A 16846-nucleotide genomic window follows, 5' to 3' on the forward strand; every position below is an offset into this window, starting at 1 on the left:
ATCCATCCCGCAGTCCGGATCAGGAGTCCACCCTATATGCCCGTCGTCAACCGAATTGCCGAGTTCACTGCCGATATGGAGCAATGGCGGCAGCATCTGCATACAATCCCCGAACTGGAATTCGAATGCTTTGAAACCGCAGCTTTTGTTGCGCAGCGGTTGCGAGAATTCGGGGTCGATGAACTGCACGAAGGGATCGCGAAAACCGGAATGGTTGCCATCATCAATGGACAGGCTGATGGCCCGACAATCGGTTTGCGGGCCGATATGGATGCCTTGCCGATTGCTGAGGAAACAGGGCTGGACTACGCCTCGAAGAACCAGGGCAAAATGCATGCTTGCGGCCATGATGGGCACACGACGATGTTGCTGGGCGCAGCGCGCTATCTGGCAGAAACGCGGAACTTCAGCGGCCGGGTCGCGCTGATCTTTCAACCTGCCGAAGAAGAGGGCGGCGGTGCAGGCGTCATGGTCGAAGAAGGCATCATGGAGCGGTTCGATATCGCTCAGATCTACGGTATTCACAACGATCCGGGGAATCCTGAAGGCGCGTTTCACACTACGGCAGGCCCGATCATGGCGGCTGTGGACACGTTTGATATCCACGTTCAGGGACTGGGTGGCCATGGGGCACTGCCGCACCAGACCAAGGATCCGGTAATGGCGGCCTGTGGGATCGCTCAGGCCATTCAGACCATCGTCAGCCGCAACCACTATGCGGTCGAGGATCTGGTTGTCTCGGTCACCCAAATCCATGCCGGTACGGTCAATAACGTGATCCCCGATACCGCTTATCTGAACGGCACTGTGCGCACCTTTGATCCTTCGGTGCAGAAAATGGTGGTCCAGCGGATGGAGCAGATCGTGCAGGGGCAGGCGGCCTCGTACGGGGTTGAAGCAGAACTGGATTATCAGATCGGTTATCCAGCGACGATAAACGACGCGGACAAAACGGCCTTTGCCGCAGACGTCGCCCGTGAGATTTCCGGTGCCGAGCGTGTGGTTGACAACATGAGCCGCGATATGGGGGCCGAAGATTTTTCGTACATGTTGCAGGCCCGACCGGGTGCTTATCTGTTTCTGGGGCAGGGCGACGGCCCGGGCCTTCATCATCCGAAATACAACTTCAACGACGACATCGCGCCGGTGGGGGCATCGTTTTTTGCGCGCCTTGTCGAAATCGCACAACCTTTGGACAGATAGAGAGACGCAATGTCATTGGAAGATTCGAAAAACTACGTCGATGAGGCGTTTACCAACGCGGACCTCAAAGGCGTCTCGTACGAGAACACCTTTGGCGGGGCGACTTCATTCCTGCGGCGTTTGTATACCAAGGACCTGACCGGGGTTGATATCGCTGTCACCGGTGTGCCCTTCGATCAGGCAGTGACCAATAGGCCCGGCACCCGCCTTGGCCCACGTGCCATCCGCGAGGCCAGCACGTTGCAATCGCCGGACGAACCGTATGGCTGGCCGTTCAAAGCGCTGAGCGAACTGGCAATCACCGATTACGGGGACCTTGCCTTTGACTATGCCAATATTCCTGATTTTCCCGATACTTTGACGGACCACATCCGGACGATTCTGGCAGCCGATGTCGCCTCGGTCGTACTGGGAGGAGATCACTATATCAGCTTTCCGATCCTGAAAGCCTATGCCGAGAAATACGGACCGATGTCATTGCTGCAATTCGATGCGCATTCGGATACCTGGGCGGACGACAATATGGACCGCGTGGATCACGGAACCATGTTCTACAAGGCGGTGAAATCGGGAATCGTCGACCCCAAACGCTCGGTTCAGGTCGGTATCCGCACGACGAATGAGGACACTCTGGGCGTCAACATCATCGACGCGCGCGAGGTCTATGAAGCGGGCCCAGCGGCTGTGGCGCAGAAGATCAAGGGTATCCTGGGCGACAGTCCGGTCTACCTGAGTTTCGACATCGACGGTCTTGATCCGGCCTTTGCCCCCGGCACCGGCACACCGGTCTGGGGCGGTCTAAGCTCGATCCAGGCGCAGATCATCTTGCGCGACATTGCCGGGATCAACATCAAAGGTGGGGACGTGGTCGAGGTCTCACCCCCCTATGACACCTCTGGGGCAACCGCGATTGCGGGTGCGCATGTGGCGACGCAGATCATCTGTCTTCTGGGGTGGAACAAACTGACCTGAGCCCAACTTTAACCTTTGGTTAGCCATATCTCCGGTATTGGCTTGTTGAGGTGATCAGGCAGGACGGGAGCTAAGACGCAAATGAACGATTTCAATCAGCCCATCAGTGGCAACGATCTGGCCCGGTTTTCCGGTCCGAACACGTTCATGCGCTTGCCACAGGCGGCCTCGCTTGCGGGATTGGATGTTGCGGTTCTGGGTATCCCGATGGATATCGGAACGTCCTGGCGGTCGGGCACGCGGTTCGGGCCGAAACAGATCCGGTCCGAAAGCGCGATGATCCGGCCTTACAATATGGCGACCCGGGCCGCGCCCTTCGACAGCCTGCAAATCGCCGATATCGGGGATCTGGCGATCAACACGTTTTCGTTGGCGGACAGTCTGAAGATCATCAAAGACAGCTATGACGGCATTCTGGATCAGGCAGTGATCCCGGTCGCGATGGGCGGCGATCATTCGATCACGCTGCCGATCCTGCGGGCGGTGGCAGCGAAGCACGGGCCGGTTGCCTTGGTGCATGTCGATGCCCATGCGGATGTGAACGACGAAATGTTTGGCGAAAAGGAAACCCACGGTACGGTGTTTCGCCGCGCTTACGAGGAAAAGCTGATCCTGCCGGACAAAACCTTTCAGATCGGTATCCGCGGCTCGGGCTATGCTGCCACTGACTTTACCGAGGCGCAGGACTGGGGGTTCCGTCAGTTCCCCGCGTGGGAGTTGTGGCAACAGAACCTGACCGAGATTGGTGCGCAGATCCGCAAGACAATTGGCGATCATCCCGTCTATGTCACTTATGACATCGACAGCCTCGATCCGGCATATGCCCCGGGCACAGGCACACCCGAGATTGGCGGGCTGACCACCCCGCAGGCGCTGCAACTGATCCATGCATTGCAAGGCATCAAGGTCGTCGGGTGCGATCTGGTCGAGGTGTCTCCGCCTTATGATCCTTCGGGAAACACGGCTTTGACCGCGGCGAATATCCTGTTCGAACTGCTGTGCATTCTGCCCGGAGTGACGGCGCGGTAACACAGCGCGATTTGCCTTGTCGAAACCTCCGTTCCGGATAGTCTTCCCGGAAAGGACGCAAGCGAGATGGTAAAGATGGTTCTCTGGTTGATTATTGGGCTGGTTTTGTTGGCCGGGGCTTACGTGCGGTTGGCTCCATCCGATCCGATCCGGTGGCATGTTGCCCCGCTAGGGGACGTGCGAGACATGAAAAACGGAGTGGTGCGGGTTGTCGAAACCGGCCCCGACAGTCTCGCCCGTCTGGACGCCATCATTCGAGCGACCCCGCGCACTACCGTTCTGGCCGGTTCGGTCGACGAGGGGATGATCACCTATATTACCCGTACCAAAGTGCTCGGTTTCCCTGACTACACCACAGTGCGGCGGGACGGTGATACGTTGCGTATTTACGCGCGCTCGCGCTTCGGGCGGAAGGATTTTGGGGTGAACAAGGCGCGGGTTGAGCGGTGGTTGGAGCAGATGTAAATCTTTGAGCGTCAACGAGGGTTAGGATCAGCAGATTGAACGACTACGAGCGGAAATTCGGGAACGCTCAGGCAGAGATGGAAGCCGCTGGGCTTAGCGACCCTGGTGATGTTGTCATAATCATCAGGTATCTGAGAGCATTGGGTTTCGAACCAAGGCACTTTCCCTATTGGGAATCTCCTTTATCCTACGTGTATTTATTTCTCTTCTGCTTCGTTTTTGCAATCGCAGGCTGCGTCTTGTTGGCGTTCGTGTTCACGATTGAAATCCGTATTGCCGAAATTGTACGGCTCGCTGTTATATTTGCGATTGCCGGAACCATTTTAGCATTTGTGGGCAAACTGTATCAGCGAAAAAAGTGCAACCTGAGTAGATGGTCTGATTTGTAGTCAATCACATTGTGCCGACGCTTGTTTTAGGCACGTCTGATTCAGACCTAGGCTGCGACAACCACGACGACAAACACCCTTCCTGAACCTCGCGCCACATCGGCACGTTCAGCGACATCTGGCACTGGGCCATGAACATGCGTCCATCGACTTGCAGGCAGATCATCTCGCCGAGTTCCACACGTGTGCCGGATTTGTCCGTACAATAACAATCCTGAACCTTGCCTCCTGGACCGACAACATCGGCGAAGGCGGGAGTCGAGAGCAGGGTTAGGGCCAGAACAATTCGTTTCATACCAATCAACCTAGCACACCGTCGGCCCTTGACCAAAGCCCCGCGATGAGAGACACCGCCGGGATGATCCCCGAAGAACGACTTGAACAGATCACCCAGCGTTTCCAATACCTCGAAGCCGCCATGGCCGATGGCGCCTCGGGCGGGGACATCGCTGTGCTGGCGAAGGAATATTCCGACCTCAAACCGGTGGTTGATCAGATCATGGCGTGGCGGCAATTGGTGGCCGATCTGGCCGAGGCCGAGGTGATGCTGTCCGACCCGGACATGAAGGAGCTCGCCGAAGAGGAAATCCCCGAACTTCAGGCTCGTATCCCCGAGGCAGAACACGCCCTGCAACTGTCGCTGTTGCCAAAGGACGCAGCGGACGCTCGTCCTGCGATGCTGGAAATCCGCCCCGGTACCGGTGGGGATGAGGCCGCGCTGTTCGCGGGTGATCTGCTGCGCATGTATCAGCGCTATGCCGAGGCGCGGGGCTGGCAGTTTGAGATCATTGAGGAACAGGCATCCGATCTGGGCGGGATCAAAGAAGTCGTCGCGCACATTAAGGGCGAAAACGTCTTTGCCCGCATGAAATACGAATCCGGCGTGCATCGCGTGCAGCGCGTGCCCGAAACCGAAAGCGGCGGGCGAATTCACACCTCGGCGGCCACCGTTGCGGTTCTGCCCGAGGCCGAGGATGTGGACATTCAGATCGATGCCAATGACATCCGCATTGATACCATGCGCAGCTCTGGCGCTGGTGGGCAGCATGTCAACACCACCGACTCGGCGGTGCGGATCACGCATTTGCCCACGGGGCTGGTGGTGACAAGTTCCGAGAAGTCGCAGCACCGCAACCGTGAAATTGCGATGCAGGTTCTGAAAACACGCCTTTATGATCTTGAGCGTCAGCGCATCGACAGTGAGCGATCAGCCGACCGTGCCAGCCAGGTGGGCTCGGGCGATCGGTCGGAACGGATCAGGACCTATAATTTCCCGCAGGGCCGCATGACGGATCACCGTATCAACCTGACGCTCTATAAGCTGGATCAGGTGATGCAAGGCGATCTGGATGAGGTTATCGACGCATTGACCGCTGATGATCAGGCGCGGCTTTTGGCCGAGATGGCGCAATGATCGCTGCGCTGACAGCCGCTCAGGCAATGGTTGCCGCAACGGCGCGATTGCGCGCAGCGGGCGTGCCCGATCCGGCGCGGGATGCCCGCGTTTTGCTGGCCCATGCGGCCAAGATTGAAGCCAGCCGCGTGACGCTGATTGCACCCGAAGAGTTGGCCCCCGACATTGCCGAACGCTACGATACCCTGATCTCGCTGCGTGCGGTTCGTGTGCCGGTGTCGCACCTGTTGGGTGAACGCGAATTCTATGGCCGCCGCTTCCGCGTCAGCCGAGACGTGCTGGACCCGCGCCCCGAGACCGAGGCGCTGATCGAGGCCGCGCTGAGCGAACCTTTCGATCACCTGCTGGATCTGGGTGTCGGCTCGGGCTGTATCCTGATCACATTGCTGGCCGAACGCACCAGTGCCAGCGGAATTGGCGTCGATCTGAGCGAAGCCGCCTGTCTGCAGGCCAGCGCAAACGCGGTACAGCACAATGTGCAGGATCGCGCGGATATTCGTCAGTCCAATTGGTTCGCTGCGGTCGAAGGTGAATTCGACCTGATCGTGGCGAATCCGCCCTATATCTCGCGGGAGGAAATGCAGGACCTGTCGCCCGAGGTGCGCGAGCACGAGCCGCGTATGGCCCTGACGGACGAGGGCGACGGATTGGCGGCGTATCGTCACATCGCGGCCTCAGCGCCGGACTTTTTGACCCCGGGCGGGCGGATCCTGGTCGAGATCGGCCCAACACAGGGCGCGGCGGTATCGGCGCTATTCGACGCAGCGGGCCTCTACGATATCCGCGTGATCCCTGACCTGGACGGTCGCGACAGGGTCGTCAGGGCCAGATTGCCGGGTTGAATGCAAAAGGTGAGGCGTAAAAGCGCCGGTTGAGGTAAAAAACCTGCGAAAAGTCTCACAAACCCCTTGTCTGCACCCTCAGGACATGTTTACTCAGGGTAGTCGGAGAGGCCGACGCTGTTTCAGCGTACCCCTGACGCCAAGCCCAAAAAGTCGACGACACGTCATGGCAAACGCCTGAAAGTGACGTGAGATACGGGTCGACAGACAGCGAATTGACAAGGCTGACGTAAAGTAAAATGAGATCCTCGAAATCCCGTTCTCGGGCCAAGAATAACCGCAATCGTCCTTCGGGCGGCAACGTCGTAAACCGAGTTTTCGACAGCTCGGGTCCCGAAGGCAAGGTGCGCGGTACCCCGCAGCAAATCATTGATAAATACAACCAGCTTGCGCGCGATGCGCAGCTGTCCAATGACCGCGTGGCCGCCGAAAACTTTCAACAGCACGCCGAACATTACCTTCGGCTGCTCGGCGAAGCGCAGCGTGAAATCGAAGCCCGCCGGGAAGAGCAGGAGCGGCAGAACCGTGAACGCCAGGCCGAGCGGGATCGTGAGCGTGCCGAACGCCAGGAACGCGAGGCCGCGCGTCAGGCCGACCCGGCCGAGGCTCCGCAGCCGGATGTGATGGGCTTTGACGCAGAAGCACCGGTTCAGCCTGAAAGCGGGCTGGTCGAGACACCGGAAAGCCAGAGCGCCGAGCCTGCTGCGCCAGAAGCTAAAGAGCGCAAGGAAAAACCCGCGCGCCGCCCGCGCACGCGCAAACCAAAGCCCGCGCCCGAGCAGGCCGCTGGCGACGGCGATGCCCCCGAGGCGGCGGAATAGAATTTTCTCCAGAACGAGATAGAAGAACCCCGGCAATTGGCCGGGGTTTTTTTGTTAGCTGTGGATTTGCCTGGCCAGTGCACAAAAGGCTTCCAGCGAAATTTGCTCGGCGCGTTCGGTGGGTTTGATACCGGCTGCAATCAGGCGATCCTCGATATCCGGTGCTACACCTTTTAGCGAGGCGCGCAGCATCTTACGGCGTTGGTTGAACGCCGCCGCAACGACGCGCGACAAGGTGGCGGCGTCTGCCGGGTAACGGGGCTCCGGCAGGGCGGTCAGGTGGACGACGGCGCTCGAGACTTTGGGCGGCGGGGTGAAGGCGCCGGGCGGCAGGGACATGGCGATGCGAGCATCGGCTCGCCATTGCGCCAGAATTGCGAGACGTCCATAGGTCTTGCTACCGGGTTGCGCAACGATACGTTCGGCAACCTCGCGCTGGAACATCAGGGTCAGGCTCTTCCAGAACGGTGGCCATTCCGGCGGCGTAAGCCAGCGCACCAGAAGCTCGGTGCCGACGTTATAGGGCAGGTTGGCCGCGATCCGGATCGGTGGCGTTAGATGTGCCAGCGGGTCGATTTCCAACGCGTCGCCATTGATCACCTTAAGCCTTCCGGGGTACGCGGCAGCGATATCGTTCAGCGCAGCGATGCAGCGGGTGTCTTTTTCCACTGCAACAACCTTGCGCGCGCCTTCGGACAGCAGACCACGGGTCAGGCCACCGGGGCCGGGTCCGATTTCCAATACGTCGCATTCGGTCAGATCGCCCGCCTGTCGCGCAATCTTGGCCGTCAGGTTGAGGTCGAGCAGGAAGTTCTGGCCCAGCGATTTTCGGGCCGAAAGCTGGTGCGTCGCGATCACTTCGCGCAGAGGGGGGAGGGAGTCGATGGCGCTCATGCGTTACCGTGGCGTGGATTTGTGGACGCGCGCCATAGGTTTTTTCCTCCGGCGTGGATAATTTTGACCAGACGAAGCATCAGCGCGTCCGCGCCATGTTTTGCGCAAGCTTCAGGGCCTCGATCAGGCTGGTCGGGTTCGCGCAGCCTTGTCCGGCGATGTCCAGCGCGGTTCCGTGATCCGGCGAGGTCCGGGTGAAGGGCAGGCCCAGAGTCACGTTCACTCCACGGTCGAAATCAAGCGTCTTGATCGGGATCAGGGCCTGATCGTGGTACATGGCGATCGCGGCGTCATACCGGCTGCGCGCGGCGGCATGAAACAGGGTGTCCGCGGGGTGCGGTCCGGTCACCGTGTATCCATCGGGATCGAGGTCGGCCAATAGCGGGGCGATCCAATCCATTTCTTCGCTACCCATTTTGCCGCCTTCACCTGCGTGCGGGTTCAATCCGGCCACCGCAATTCGGGGATGCACGATCCCAAATTGCGTTTGCAGACCGCTTGCGGTGATGGCGATGGTCTCGCGCAACACATCCGGTGTCAGTTCGGCCGGAACGCGCGCGAGAGGAATGTGGATGGTGGCAGGTACGACACGCAGTTGATCACTGGCCAGCATCATCACCACGCGCCTGCGCCCTGCAAGTGCCGCAAGAAACTCGGTGTGGCCGGGATAGGAAAATCCGGCGCCATCAATCAGGGCCTGTTTGTGGATGGGTGCGGTGCACAGGGCAGAGGCTTTGCCGGATTGCACCAGCGACACGCCTGTTTCAATCGCATCGATAACGCATGGTGCGTTGATCGGATTCAATTGGCCGGGCGTTGCCGGTGCGGCAAAGTCCTGGTGCAGAACGGGCAGGGCTTGGGCGCAGATTGCCTGCGCTTGGCTCAGGTCTTCGATCTGCTGGGCGGGGGTGCCATCCGGCAGATGCCGGGCATCGCCGATATAGACAAAGGGGCAGGTGTCACGCAGCGTGTCCCATGCCTTTGCAGCGATCTCAGGCCCGATCCCGGCCGGTTCACCGCAACTGAGCGCGATGGGACGCGTCATTGCTCGATGATGATGGCATCGGCGCGCAGCTGTTCCAGCAGGCTTTCGGCAAAGGCCTGCAACCGCTGCTGCGTCAGCGCGTTGGCGACATCCACGCGCGAGGTATCCTCACCCAATACACGGGTTCGGTTGCACATCATCAGGAACACAAGCGTCTGGCCATTGTTACGGGTCAGGGCGGTCGACACCTCGTTGGGGTCGAGTTTTGCCAGCTCCAGCGCCACGTCGCGCGGGATTTCCGAAGGGCTGACGGACTTGCGGTCAAGAACTTCGGGCGGTTGGCCCTTGGCGACTCCGTAGAGGTCGTCGCAGGTATCCACGCTTTCTTTCAGCTTGGCCGCGGCGGCCAAAGCCTCGGGACTGCGCCCGCCGGGGATGTAATATTGCAGATAATCGATCTTGGAATAGGTCGGTGCGCCCGACGCGACCTCGCGGATGCCGCGCATCTGAAACAGGGCAATAGCGTTTGGCAGGGTCAAGGGATCTGTGATCTCGCCATTTTCCAACCCCAGGATGACGGGTTGCAACGCGGGTGGCAGGTTCGTCAGCGACAGCCATTCGAGCCGACCGCCATTGGTTCGGGTCTCGGCCGCAGAATACTGTGCGGCGGCTGAGGCGAAAGCATCCTGACCCGTAACACGGGAGATATCTTCGGCCAGTGCTTCGGCTTGTGGCAATGTCTGCGGCGTGACCGGTATGATGATCTCGGACAGCAGCACCTGAAGACCGCCGCCACCGCCTTGACCCAGTGCGCGGTCGATCTCTTCCTCAGAGGGGCGGGCCTGCGAGACAAAGCGCGCCCCGATGAAATCGCGCCAGGCGACTTGGTCGCCAATGAAGTCGCGTACCGTTTCCTGTGAAACCCCGGCGTCATTGAGCAGTTTCAGGAACTGTTCGGCGCTCAGGTTGCCGCGGGCGGCGAATTCGTCGATGCCGTTCTGGATGTCCTCGGGTGCGGGTTCAATACCTGCTTCGCGCATCGCCTGCTTGCGCAGACGTTGATCGATCAGGGCTTTCCGCACCTCGTCCTCGGCACTGCCCGGAACGCCAAGCAGTTCGAGAAACTGTTGCCGCTGCTCCAGTTCGTACCAGGTCACAATGTCTTGATTGACCCGGATCGCTGGTGAGAACAGTCCTTGAGCGAGAGTTTGCGCGGGCATGAATGGCAGCATGGACGCGGCCAGAATCGGCAGAATCGAAACGCGGTGCGCGCGGCGGACCATTTGTGTGAAACCTAAGATCAACTGCATCTTTTCTTGTACTTCTCACCATCGCTTTCGACAGAGTACCCGGTCAGGGCCACGCTAAAGCCGAATTCCGTCGTAGGATCAATACTTGATGTGGATGTAAATCGTCTACTGGCGGTCACATTAAATTCCACACATTCGTTACTGTACGTAACGGCAAGTCCGGCGCGGATCGGTTCGGATGCACTGAAATCATAGCGCGCGTTCGCGCGTGTCAGCCAGTTTTCGTTGATCCGGTACCGCCCGGTCACCAAAAGTTCCGAGATCTCATCCCCACCAGTTTCCACCGGATCGGGTTTGAGCCAGACATAGCTGCCCGACACGCCGGTGTCACCATTTGTCCAGGCGGTGCGGAATTCGGCCTTGGTAAAGCTTAGATCACCGCTCAACAATCCGCGCGCAGCGACAGTCAGCCCTTTGCCATTGCGTAGTTGACCGGCCAGCAGCAAATCTGATGATGTGCCTTGCAAGCCAGAAGACAGCGTGAAATCCGGGTCCGCGCTGGTGCGGAAAACCTGTCCGACGGTCGCCAGCGCCTCCCACCCGTCGGTGTGATAGCGGGCCCAGTTCAGGCCCACCACGGCGGTGGCACTGTCTTCGCGTCGGTCCTCTGCCGGGAAGCGCGACAGAGACAGCAGATCGCCCTGATCGAATTCCTGAAAGGTGCTTTCGTCGTTGGGAACGTCGGTGTTCGTCACATGGGCCCAGCCGATTTGTGCAATTGGTTCCAGATACTGGGTTGCACCGCTCTGTTCGCGCCGCACCATTGGGTAGCGCAGCGTCAGCGCCGCGCGAGGTGTCGACCGCGTGACATTGTCGGGATAGTTGCTGTCGTCGTAGATGTTGAACGTGTCGATCGAGGCACCCAGTCGCGCGTCCGCCCGTAGGCCCGTCGCAAATGTCCAGCTACGTAGCCAGGCAGCGTCAAAAGTGGCGCGGGCCACGTCGCGACCAATGATATCTTCGTCGCTGGTGCGCTGGTGCGCATGGCCGATGAAGGCCAGCCGAACCTCTCCGCCCACAGGTTTCGGGAAATATCGTTTGCGGTAGTTCAGATCGAACACGCGCGAGGGGATCTCGTCCTGCGGCTCGCTGTCACGAAGCGACTTGTAATGGATAAACCCTGTTTTGAAGGCTGTGTCTCGCCGGATCCGTTCAACCGATATTTCGCTGCGCAAGCGGTCGAAATCCGGCAGGCCGTAGTCGGCAAGGTATGAATCGTCCGACGTGGTTCGGATATCGAATTTCAGCCTATAGCCTTTTCCGAGTCGGAACCGCCCATCGGCGAAAAAATACCCCCGGTCCTGGTTGGGACGCAGATCGTCGCGGGTGAAGGCACCACGCAGGCGGATGTCACCGCGTTTAAAGGCTTGCCGGTATCGGAAGCCCAATGTGCGCGTTTTGGCAGAGACGTAGGGCGTCAGTGTCAGGTCTTTGTGGTCGCCGATCCGAATGAAATAGGGCACCTGCAGGCCCGTGCCCAGTTGCGAGGTGGTACGGATCGACGGCACCAGAAAGCCCGTTGCCCTCTCGAGCGTCGGGTCGGGCAGACGCAGAACCGGAAAGTAGAACACCGGCAGGTCGAGAATGCGGAACTGCGCGCCTTCGAAATAAAGTTGGCGTTCAAGTTGGTCATGCGTGACCTTGCGCGCCCGGATCTGCCACAATGGGGGCCGCCCATCGGCGCAGACATGGCACGAGGTCGCGGCCACCTTGCTGAATTGCGTGTACCGACCCGCCGCGCGTGTGGCCTGAACCGAAGCGATCTGAACCTGTTGATCGAAAACCATTCGCGCACCGGTCAGTAGCCCGTTCTGAATTCCGTCATCCAGTTCGGCAGAATCGGCCAGCAGCGTTGACTGCCCCGCCTGATCAATTCGGATTGGCCCGGTCAGAGTCAGCGATCCTGTTTCGCGGTCATAGACGACACTTTGTGCGGTCAGTTTGACATCACCCTGATAGGCCTCGACATTCCCTTCGGCCACTAGCTTGCGGTCCTTGGTGATAAAGATCGTGTCAGCTACCAGCAACGCAGGTTGGTCCTGCCCGGCAGGCGACTGTTCTGCATCTGGCGCATCGGACTGGGCCAGAGACACCGCGGGCAGCGACAGGATCAGGGCGCTGGACAATAGCAGCGAAAGCAACGACCGCATCAGCCGTCCTCCGCGTGCAGCAACAGGCCAAGCGACAGCAGGATCGCGGCAACGGGCGGAGCCCAGGCTGCGACCATTATCGGCAGTTGCCCGTTCTCACCCAGGATCTGAGCGAAGTTGCGGACAAAATAGATGCCGAACCCCAGCAAGACCGCAGACAACACTGCGACTCCGGTTCCGCCAAACCGTACGTGTCGCATGGTGAAGGCGGCACCGATCAGGACCATCGACACCAGAAACAACGGCCGGGCCAGTTCGACCTGTAGCCAGACCTCGTACTGTTTCGTCGAAAACCCAGCCTCGCGCAGATCGCGAATCAATTGTGGCAGATCGTAGATCGACACCGAATCCTGCTGGCCCAAAGTGTCGATAATCCGATCACGGGTCAGCGAAGTCGGCAGTTTCAGTACCTCGTGGTTGATGGCGTTGGCCTCGGGGTTCAGATCATCCTGGATGGTCCAGACCTTTGCGTTGTGCAGCGCCCAGTTCCCATCTTCCAGCACCGCCGTTTCGGCAGCGATCTGTTCAGTCGGTTTGCCGTTGGGCAGAAAGGCCGTGATGGTCACGTCGCTCAGGCCGAATGACTCGCTGTCCAACATGCTTTTGGCGTGAATAACGGATTGCCCGGTGGCAGTGCCCTGACGCAGCCACAGTCCTTCTCGGCTGATCGAAAGGGTCGAATCGCCGTTGTTTCGGTACCTGTCCGACAGGCGCTGAACCTCTTCCGATGTGGCCGCTGCGATCGGGTTCAACATGGAAACCGCCAGCGCGCCGATCACCAGCGCCAACAGCACGGGGGCGACAAGGGCGCGAATACCGGACCGGCCAATGGCGCGGGTCACCACCAGCTCGGAACTGCGGGCAAGTCCAACGAACAACGCGATTGTTGCCAGAATGACCAGCAACGGCAGCATCTCGCTGATGGCAGCAGGCGTGTTGAGCAACGTGATCTGCAACAACTGGCCGAACGACAGGTTGGCGTCATCAAACCGGCGCACCTGCTCCACCAGATCAATCAGGATCAGAAGCGTCAGAAAAATACCGCCGATGACGAAAAAACTCTGGAGGAAGCGGCGGGCGAAGTAACGGTCGAGGATCACGCAGGACCCTCCGAATTTCGACACCCTGCGGGAATCGCCTGTGCAGCGTCCCGGCACGCGTAGATGCGCGACGGCTTATGCCTGCCGATTGGTCTCAAATTTCTTCCCCCGAGCCTGCCGGTTATTTTACGGCGACCTTAATGCAATTGCGGGTCGGGGAAAACTGCTATCTGGTCAACTGCCGCAGTGCGGGCTAGGTCTTGGGCAATGCATTTTTCAGGAGCATGATATGAGCAGCCTCAGACCGGTCCGTTTTCAACCATTCGATCTGGACGGGATCGCGCAAGCGCCCGGACGCGTCGCGGTGATCATCCCTGCTGAAGGCAAATTGGGCCCGGCGGCGCGACGCGCCAATCGTCTGACAAAAGGGGCCCTGGCCCGGCTGGTCGAAAGCGAAAGGTTTGCCAAGGTGAAGACCGGCGACGTGATCTCGCTGGCCTGGCCAACGGGAACCGAGGCCGAGGCGCTGGACATCCTGATCCTGCCGCGCCGTCCCGATCCCGACGAGGCGCGCAAGGCTGGGGCAAAGCTGGCGAAGCTAGCTGGCAACAAGGATGTTCTGGTCATGGCGGGAAATCAGCTCCGCACCGAAGATCTGACGCTGGGTATGGTGCTGCGCAGCTATGAGTTCGACGCGCACAAGAGCAAAGAGGCTGACGCGCTTGGATCCATCACCATCAGCCACAACAAACCCGACGAGGTCGAAGCCGCGTTTGCCCCGCTATATGCGATCGCCGATGGCGTTCACATGACCCGTGATCTGACCAATGAACCGGCCAATGTGTTGACCACCACCGAATTTGCCAACCGCCTGTCCGAGATGCAGGAACTGGGGCTTGAGGTCGAGGTTCTGGAAGAGGACAAGCTGGCCGAACTGGGTATGCGTACGCTGCTGAGCGTCGGGCAAGGCTCGGTCAGCCCGTCGAAAGTTGTCGTGATGCAGTGGAAAGGCGGCGATGTGGATGACGCGCCGCTGGCTCTGGTCGGCAAGGGCGTTGTGTTTGACACCGGCGGCATCTCACTGAAACCGGCGGGCGGCATGGAAGACATGACCATGGACATGGGTGGCGCTGGCGTTGTTGCGGGCACCATGCGCGCGCTGGCCAAACGCAAGGCCAAGGCCAATGTGGTGGGGCTTGTCGGGTTGGTCGAAAACATGCCCTCGGGCAACGCGACCCGGCCTGGGGATGTGGTCAAGTCGATGAAGGGAGACACGGTCGAGATCATCAACACCGATGCCGAGGGCCGCTTGGTTCTGTGCGACGTGATGTGGTACGCGCAGGATCGGTTCAGCCCGGTCGGCATGATCGATCTGGCGACGCTGACCGGAGCGATCATTATCGGTCTGGGACATCAGAACGCTGGCGTGTTCTCGAACAACGACGTATTCTGCGACGCGTTCCTCAAGTCTGCCAAGGCCGAAGACGAAGGCGCATGGCGGTTGCCGCTTGGGCAGCCCTATGACGATCTGCTGAAATCGCGCATCGCCGATATGAAGAACGTCGGCGGACGGGCGGCGGGATCGATTACCGCAGCACAATTCCTGCAACGGTTTGTCAAAGAGGATACACCGTGGATTCACCTGGATATCGCCGGTGTCGCGTCGGTCTCGTCCGAGACGTCCTATGCCCCCAAAGGGGCAACCGGATGGGGTGTTCGCGCCCTCAGCCGATTTGTACAGGACAATTTCGAGTGACCTGATGGGGGCAGTCTACTTCTACCACCTGACGCGACAACCGCTGGAGCGCACGCTGCCGGTTCTGCTGGACAAAGCCCGGCAGGCCGGTTGGCGGATCGCCGTGCGCGGCACCGATCCCGCGCGGTTGGACTGGTTGGACGAGAAACTGTGGTTGGGACCCGAGGACGGGTTCCTACCGCATGGTCGGGACGGTGGACCGCATGACGCGGCGCAGCCCGTTCTGTTGACCTCGCAAATGCAGGCCGCAAATGAGCCGGCCTGCGTTATGGCGGTGGACGGTGCAACGGTGGCGCCTGACGAAGTGGCGGCGCTGGAGCGGGTCTGCATACTGTTTGACGGCAACGACGACACGGCGGTCCAGCAGGCGAGGGGACAGTGGAAAGCGCTGACCGAGGCAGGGTGTTCGGCGCAATATTGGTCCGAAGAATCCGGCCGGTGGGAGAAGAAGGCGGAATCCTAGGTGTTTCGCCTCATGGAGTTCAGGAGTTTTTAGTATGAAAATGAATCCTTTAGGCCGTACCGGCATCATGGTGTCTGATTTGTGCCTTGGCACAATGACCTTTGGAACCCAGACACCAGAGGCCGAGGCGCATCGACAAATGGATATGGCGCTGGACGCCGGAATCAATTTTGTCGACACCGCCGAGATGTATCCGGTCAACCCGGTCTCGAAAGAGACCATCGGTCGTTCCGAAGAGATTCTGGGCACATGGAACGCCGCCAACCCCGCGCGTCGGGGCGACTATGTTCTGGCGACCAAGCATTCCGGCGAAGGATTTATGCATGCGCGTGACGGCGCGCCGATTTCGGGCGAAACGATTCCGCAGGCCATCGAAGGCTCGTTGCGTCGGTTGCAAACCGATTGCATCGACCTCTATCAGTTTCACTGGCCCAATCGCGGCAGCTACATGTTTCGCCAGAACTGGCACTATGACCCCTCGGGCGGGAACCGGGATGCGGTGATCGCCGACATGCGAGCCTGCCTCGAGACGTTGCAGGAGCAGGTCGACAAGGGTAACATCCGTGCCTTCGGTCTATCGAACGAAAGCGCCTGGGGAACCGCCCAATGGGTGCGATTGGCCGATGAGATTGGTACGCCCCGTGTGGCCTCGATCCAGAACGAGTATTCGTTGCTTTGTCGTCTTTTCGACACCGATCTGGCCGAGTTGTGCCTGTTCGAAGAGGTGGGCCTGATGGCCTTTTCCCCTTTGGCCGCCGGGTTTCTGACTGGGAAATATCAAGGCGGTGCCGTGCCCGAAGGGTCCCGAATGTCGCTGGTGCCAAATATGGGTGGGCGCAAATCTGATCGCGTGTTTGACGCGGTTTCTGCCTATCTGAGTATTGCTGAACGATACGGTCTCGACCCGGTTCATATGGCGTTGGCCTGGTGCCGGACCCGGCCGTTCATGATGTCCGCGATCTTTGGTGCCACGACCGAAGCGCAGTTGCAGCACATTCTGGATGGGGTCGAGATGGAACTGCCGGACGCGGCGCTGGCTGACATCGCGGCAGCGCACAAAGCCTTTCCGATGCCCTACTAGCCCGGCTGGCGGGATTTACCCGCCTGCGAAGT

Annotated in this window: 17 protein-coding genes; 11 read left to right on the forward strand and 6 right to left on the reverse strand. The window is 59.7% G+C overall.

Features of this window, described 5'->3' with window-relative positions; all coding sequences use genetic code 11:
- Positions 1 to 36: 36 nt before the first annotated feature.
- From ACR0LX_RS00190 to ACR0LX_RS00210, 5 genes are all read left to right on the forward strand, one after another.
- Entirely contained in the window at positions 37 to 1203 is a 1167-nt protein-coding gene (locus tag ACR0LX_RS00190) for a M20 aminoacylase family protein (protein ID WP_480782087.1), read from the forward strand.
- Between the two features lie 9 nt (positions 1204 to 1212).
- On the forward strand, positions 1213 to 2175 hold the full coding sequence (speB, locus tag ACR0LX_RS00195) for an agmatinase (RefSeq protein WP_480570321.1): 963 nt from the start codon (positions 1213 to 1215) through the stop codon (positions 2173 to 2175).
- 81 nt (positions 2176 to 2256) lie between these two features.
- Positions 2257 to 3204: an agmatinase gene (gene speB / locus ACR0LX_RS00200; protein ID WP_480782088.1), complete on the forward strand. Its 948-nt coding sequence runs from the start codon at positions 2257 to 2259 to the stop codon at positions 3202 to 3204.
- A gap of 66 nt (positions 3205 to 3270) precedes the next feature.
- Positions 3271 to 3669 (forward strand): DUF1499 domain-containing protein, encoded by a 399-nt coding sequence (locus ACR0LX_RS00205; RefSeq protein ID WP_480782089.1) that lies wholly within the window; start codon positions 3271 to 3273, stop codon positions 3667 to 3669.
- A gap of 35 nt (positions 3670 to 3704) precedes the next feature.
- Positions 3705 to 4058: a DUF6404 family protein gene (locus tag ACR0LX_RS00210; RefSeq protein ID WP_480570312.1), complete on the forward strand. Its 354-nt coding sequence runs from the start codon at positions 3705 to 3707 to the stop codon at positions 4056 to 4058.
- A gap of 4 nt (positions 4059 to 4062) precedes the next feature.
- Here the strand turns inward: ACR0LX_RS00210 and ACR0LX_RS00215 are convergent, their stop codons facing one another.
- Positions 4063 to 4353: a hypothetical protein gene (locus ACR0LX_RS00215; protein ID WP_480570309.1), complete on the reverse strand. Its 291-nt coding sequence runs from the start codon at positions 4351 to 4353 to the stop codon at positions 4063 to 4065.
- A gap of 63 nt (positions 4354 to 4416) precedes the next feature.
- Between ACR0LX_RS00215 and prfA the strand changes: the two genes are divergently transcribed.
- The 3 genes from prfA (at position 4417) to ACR0LX_RS00230 (ending at position 7135) form a co-directional block, all read left to right on the forward strand.
- The gene (gene prfA, locus ACR0LX_RS00220; protein WP_480782625.1) at positions 4417 to 5472 is read left to right on the forward strand and encodes a peptide chain release factor 1; all 1056 of its coding nucleotides are present in this window, start codon (positions 4417 to 4419) and stop codon (positions 5470 to 5472) included.
- Positions 5469 to 6314 (forward strand): peptide chain release factor N(5)-glutamine methyltransferase, encoded by an 846-nt coding sequence (prmC, locus tag ACR0LX_RS00225; protein WP_480782090.1) that lies wholly within the window; start codon positions 5469 to 5471, stop codon positions 6312 to 6314. Before prfA ends, prmC begins: the two co-directional genes overlap by 4 nt.
- A gap of 239 nt (positions 6315 to 6553) precedes the next feature.
- Positions 6554 to 7135, forward strand: coding sequence for a DUF4167 domain-containing protein (locus tag ACR0LX_RS00230; RefSeq protein WP_480782091.1), 582 nt, complete (start codon positions 6554 to 6556; stop codon positions 7133 to 7135).
- A gap of 54 nt (positions 7136 to 7189) precedes the next feature.
- Here the strand turns inward: ACR0LX_RS00230 and rsmA are convergent, their stop codons facing one another.
- From rsmA to lptG, 5 genes are all read right to left on the reverse strand, one after another.
- Complete coding sequence (gene rsmA, locus ACR0LX_RS00235; protein ID WP_480782092.1) at positions 7190 to 8029, reverse strand: 16S rRNA (adenine(1518)-N(6)/adenine(1519)-N(6))-dimethyltransferase RsmA; 840 nt, start codon at positions 8027 to 8029, stop codon at positions 7190 to 7192.
- A 79-nt stretch (positions 8030 to 8108) separates the two neighbouring features.
- Positions 8109 to 9074 carry a 4-hydroxythreonine-4-phosphate dehydrogenase PdxA gene (gene pdxA, locus ACR0LX_RS00240; RefSeq protein WP_480782093.1) on the reverse strand — a complete coding sequence of 322 codons (966 nt, stop codon included), beginning with the start codon at positions 9072 to 9074 and terminating at the stop codon, positions 8109 to 8111.
- Positions 9071 to 10324, reverse strand: a complete 1254-nt coding sequence (locus tag ACR0LX_RS00245) for a peptidylprolyl isomerase (RefSeq protein WP_480782094.1) — start codon at positions 10322 to 10324, stop codon at positions 9071 to 9073. The genes pdxA and ACR0LX_RS00245 overlap by 4 nt, the downstream gene beginning before the upstream one ends.
- Positions 10315 to 12474 carry an LPS-assembly protein LptD gene (locus ACR0LX_RS00250; RefSeq protein ID WP_480782095.1) on the reverse strand — a complete coding sequence of 720 codons (2160 nt, stop codon included), beginning with the start codon at positions 12472 to 12474 and terminating at the stop codon, positions 10315 to 10317. Before ACR0LX_RS00250 ends, ACR0LX_RS00245 begins: the two co-directional genes overlap by 10 nt.
- A complete protein-coding gene (lptG, locus tag ACR0LX_RS00255) occupies positions 12474 to 13574 on the reverse strand; it encodes an LPS export ABC transporter permease LptG (RefSeq protein ID WP_480782096.1) in 1101 nt (366 codons plus the stop codon). The genes ACR0LX_RS00250 and lptG overlap by 1 nt, the downstream gene beginning before the upstream one ends.
- Before the next feature lie 229 nt (positions 13575 to 13803).
- Between lptG and ACR0LX_RS00260 the strand changes: the two genes are divergently transcribed.
- Genes ACR0LX_RS00260 through ACR0LX_RS00270 form a run of 3 tightly spaced genes read left to right on the forward strand, consistent with a single transcriptional unit; the run spans position 13804 to position 16814 of the window.
- Positions 13804 to 15270, forward strand: coding sequence for a leucyl aminopeptidase (locus tag ACR0LX_RS00260; RefSeq protein WP_480782097.1), 1467 nt, complete (start codon positions 13804 to 13806; stop codon positions 15268 to 15270).
- Between the two features lie 4 nt (positions 15271 to 15274).
- On the forward strand, positions 15275 to 15733 hold the full coding sequence (locus ACR0LX_RS00265; RefSeq protein ID WP_480782098.1) for a DNA polymerase III subunit chi: 459 nt from the start codon (positions 15275 to 15277) through the stop codon (positions 15731 to 15733).
- Positions 15734 to 15767: 34 nt separating this feature from the next.
- On the forward strand, positions 15768 to 16814 hold the full coding sequence (locus ACR0LX_RS00270; RefSeq protein ID WP_480782099.1) for an aldo/keto reductase: 1047 nt from the start codon (positions 15768 to 15770) through the stop codon (positions 16812 to 16814).
- Positions 16815 to 16846: the final 32 nt, after the last annotated feature.

The sequence above is a fragment of the Ruegeria sp. CH11 genome (genome assembly GCF_056537105.1).

Coding starts and splice junctions, on each gene's coding strand:
- ACR0LX_RS00270 (WP_480782099.1), top strand. CDS start 15,768: ATGAAAATGAATCCTTTAGGCCGTACCGGCATCATGGTGTCTGATTTG.
- pdxA (WP_480782093.1), bottom strand. CDS start 9,074: ATGACGCGTCCCATCGCGCTCAGTTGCGGTGAACCGGCCGGGATCGGG.
- ACR0LX_RS00250 (WP_480782095.1), bottom strand. CDS start 12,474: ATGCGGTCGTTGCTTTCGCTGCTATTGTCCAGCGCCCTGATCCTGTCG.
- speB (WP_480782088.1), top strand. CDS start 2,257: ATGAACGATTTCAATCAGCCCATCAGTGGCAACGATCTGGCCCGGTTT.
- rsmA (WP_480782092.1), bottom strand. CDS start 8,029: ATGAGCGCCATCGACTCCCTCCCCCCTCTGCGCGAAGTGATCGCGACG.
- ACR0LX_RS00205 (WP_480782089.1), top strand. CDS start 3,271: ATGGTAAAGATGGTTCTCTGGTTGATTATTGGGCTGGTTTTGTTGGCC.
- ACR0LX_RS00215 (WP_480570309.1), bottom strand. CDS start 4,353: ATGAAACGAATTGTTCTGGCCCTAACCCTGCTCTCGACTCCCGCCTTC.
- speB (WP_480570321.1), top strand. CDS start 1,213: ATGTCATTGGAAGATTCGAAAAACTACGTCGATGAGGCGTTTACCAAC.
- ACR0LX_RS00260 (WP_480782097.1), top strand. CDS start 13,804: ATGAGCAGCCTCAGACCGGTCCGTTTTCAACCATTCGATCTGGACGGG.
- ACR0LX_RS00245 (WP_480782094.1), bottom strand. CDS start 10,324: ATGCAGTTGATCTTAGGTTTCACACAAATGGTCCGCCGCGCGCACCGC.
- prfA (WP_480782625.1), top strand. CDS start 4,417: ATGATCCCCGAAGAACGACTTGAACAGATCACCCAGCGTTTCCAATAC.
- ACR0LX_RS00265 (WP_480782098.1), top strand. CDS start 15,275: ATGGGGGCAGTCTACTTCTACCACCTGACGCGACAACCGCTGGAGCGC.
- ACR0LX_RS00230 (WP_480782091.1), top strand. CDS start 6,554: ATGAGATCCTCGAAATCCCGTTCTCGGGCCAAGAATAACCGCAATCGT.
- prmC (WP_480782090.1), top strand. CDS start 5,469: ATGATCGCTGCGCTGACAGCCGCTCAGGCAATGGTTGCCGCAACGGCG.
- ACR0LX_RS00190 (WP_480782087.1), top strand. CDS start 37: ATGCCCGTCGTCAACCGAATTGCCGAGTTCACTGCCGATATGGAGCAA.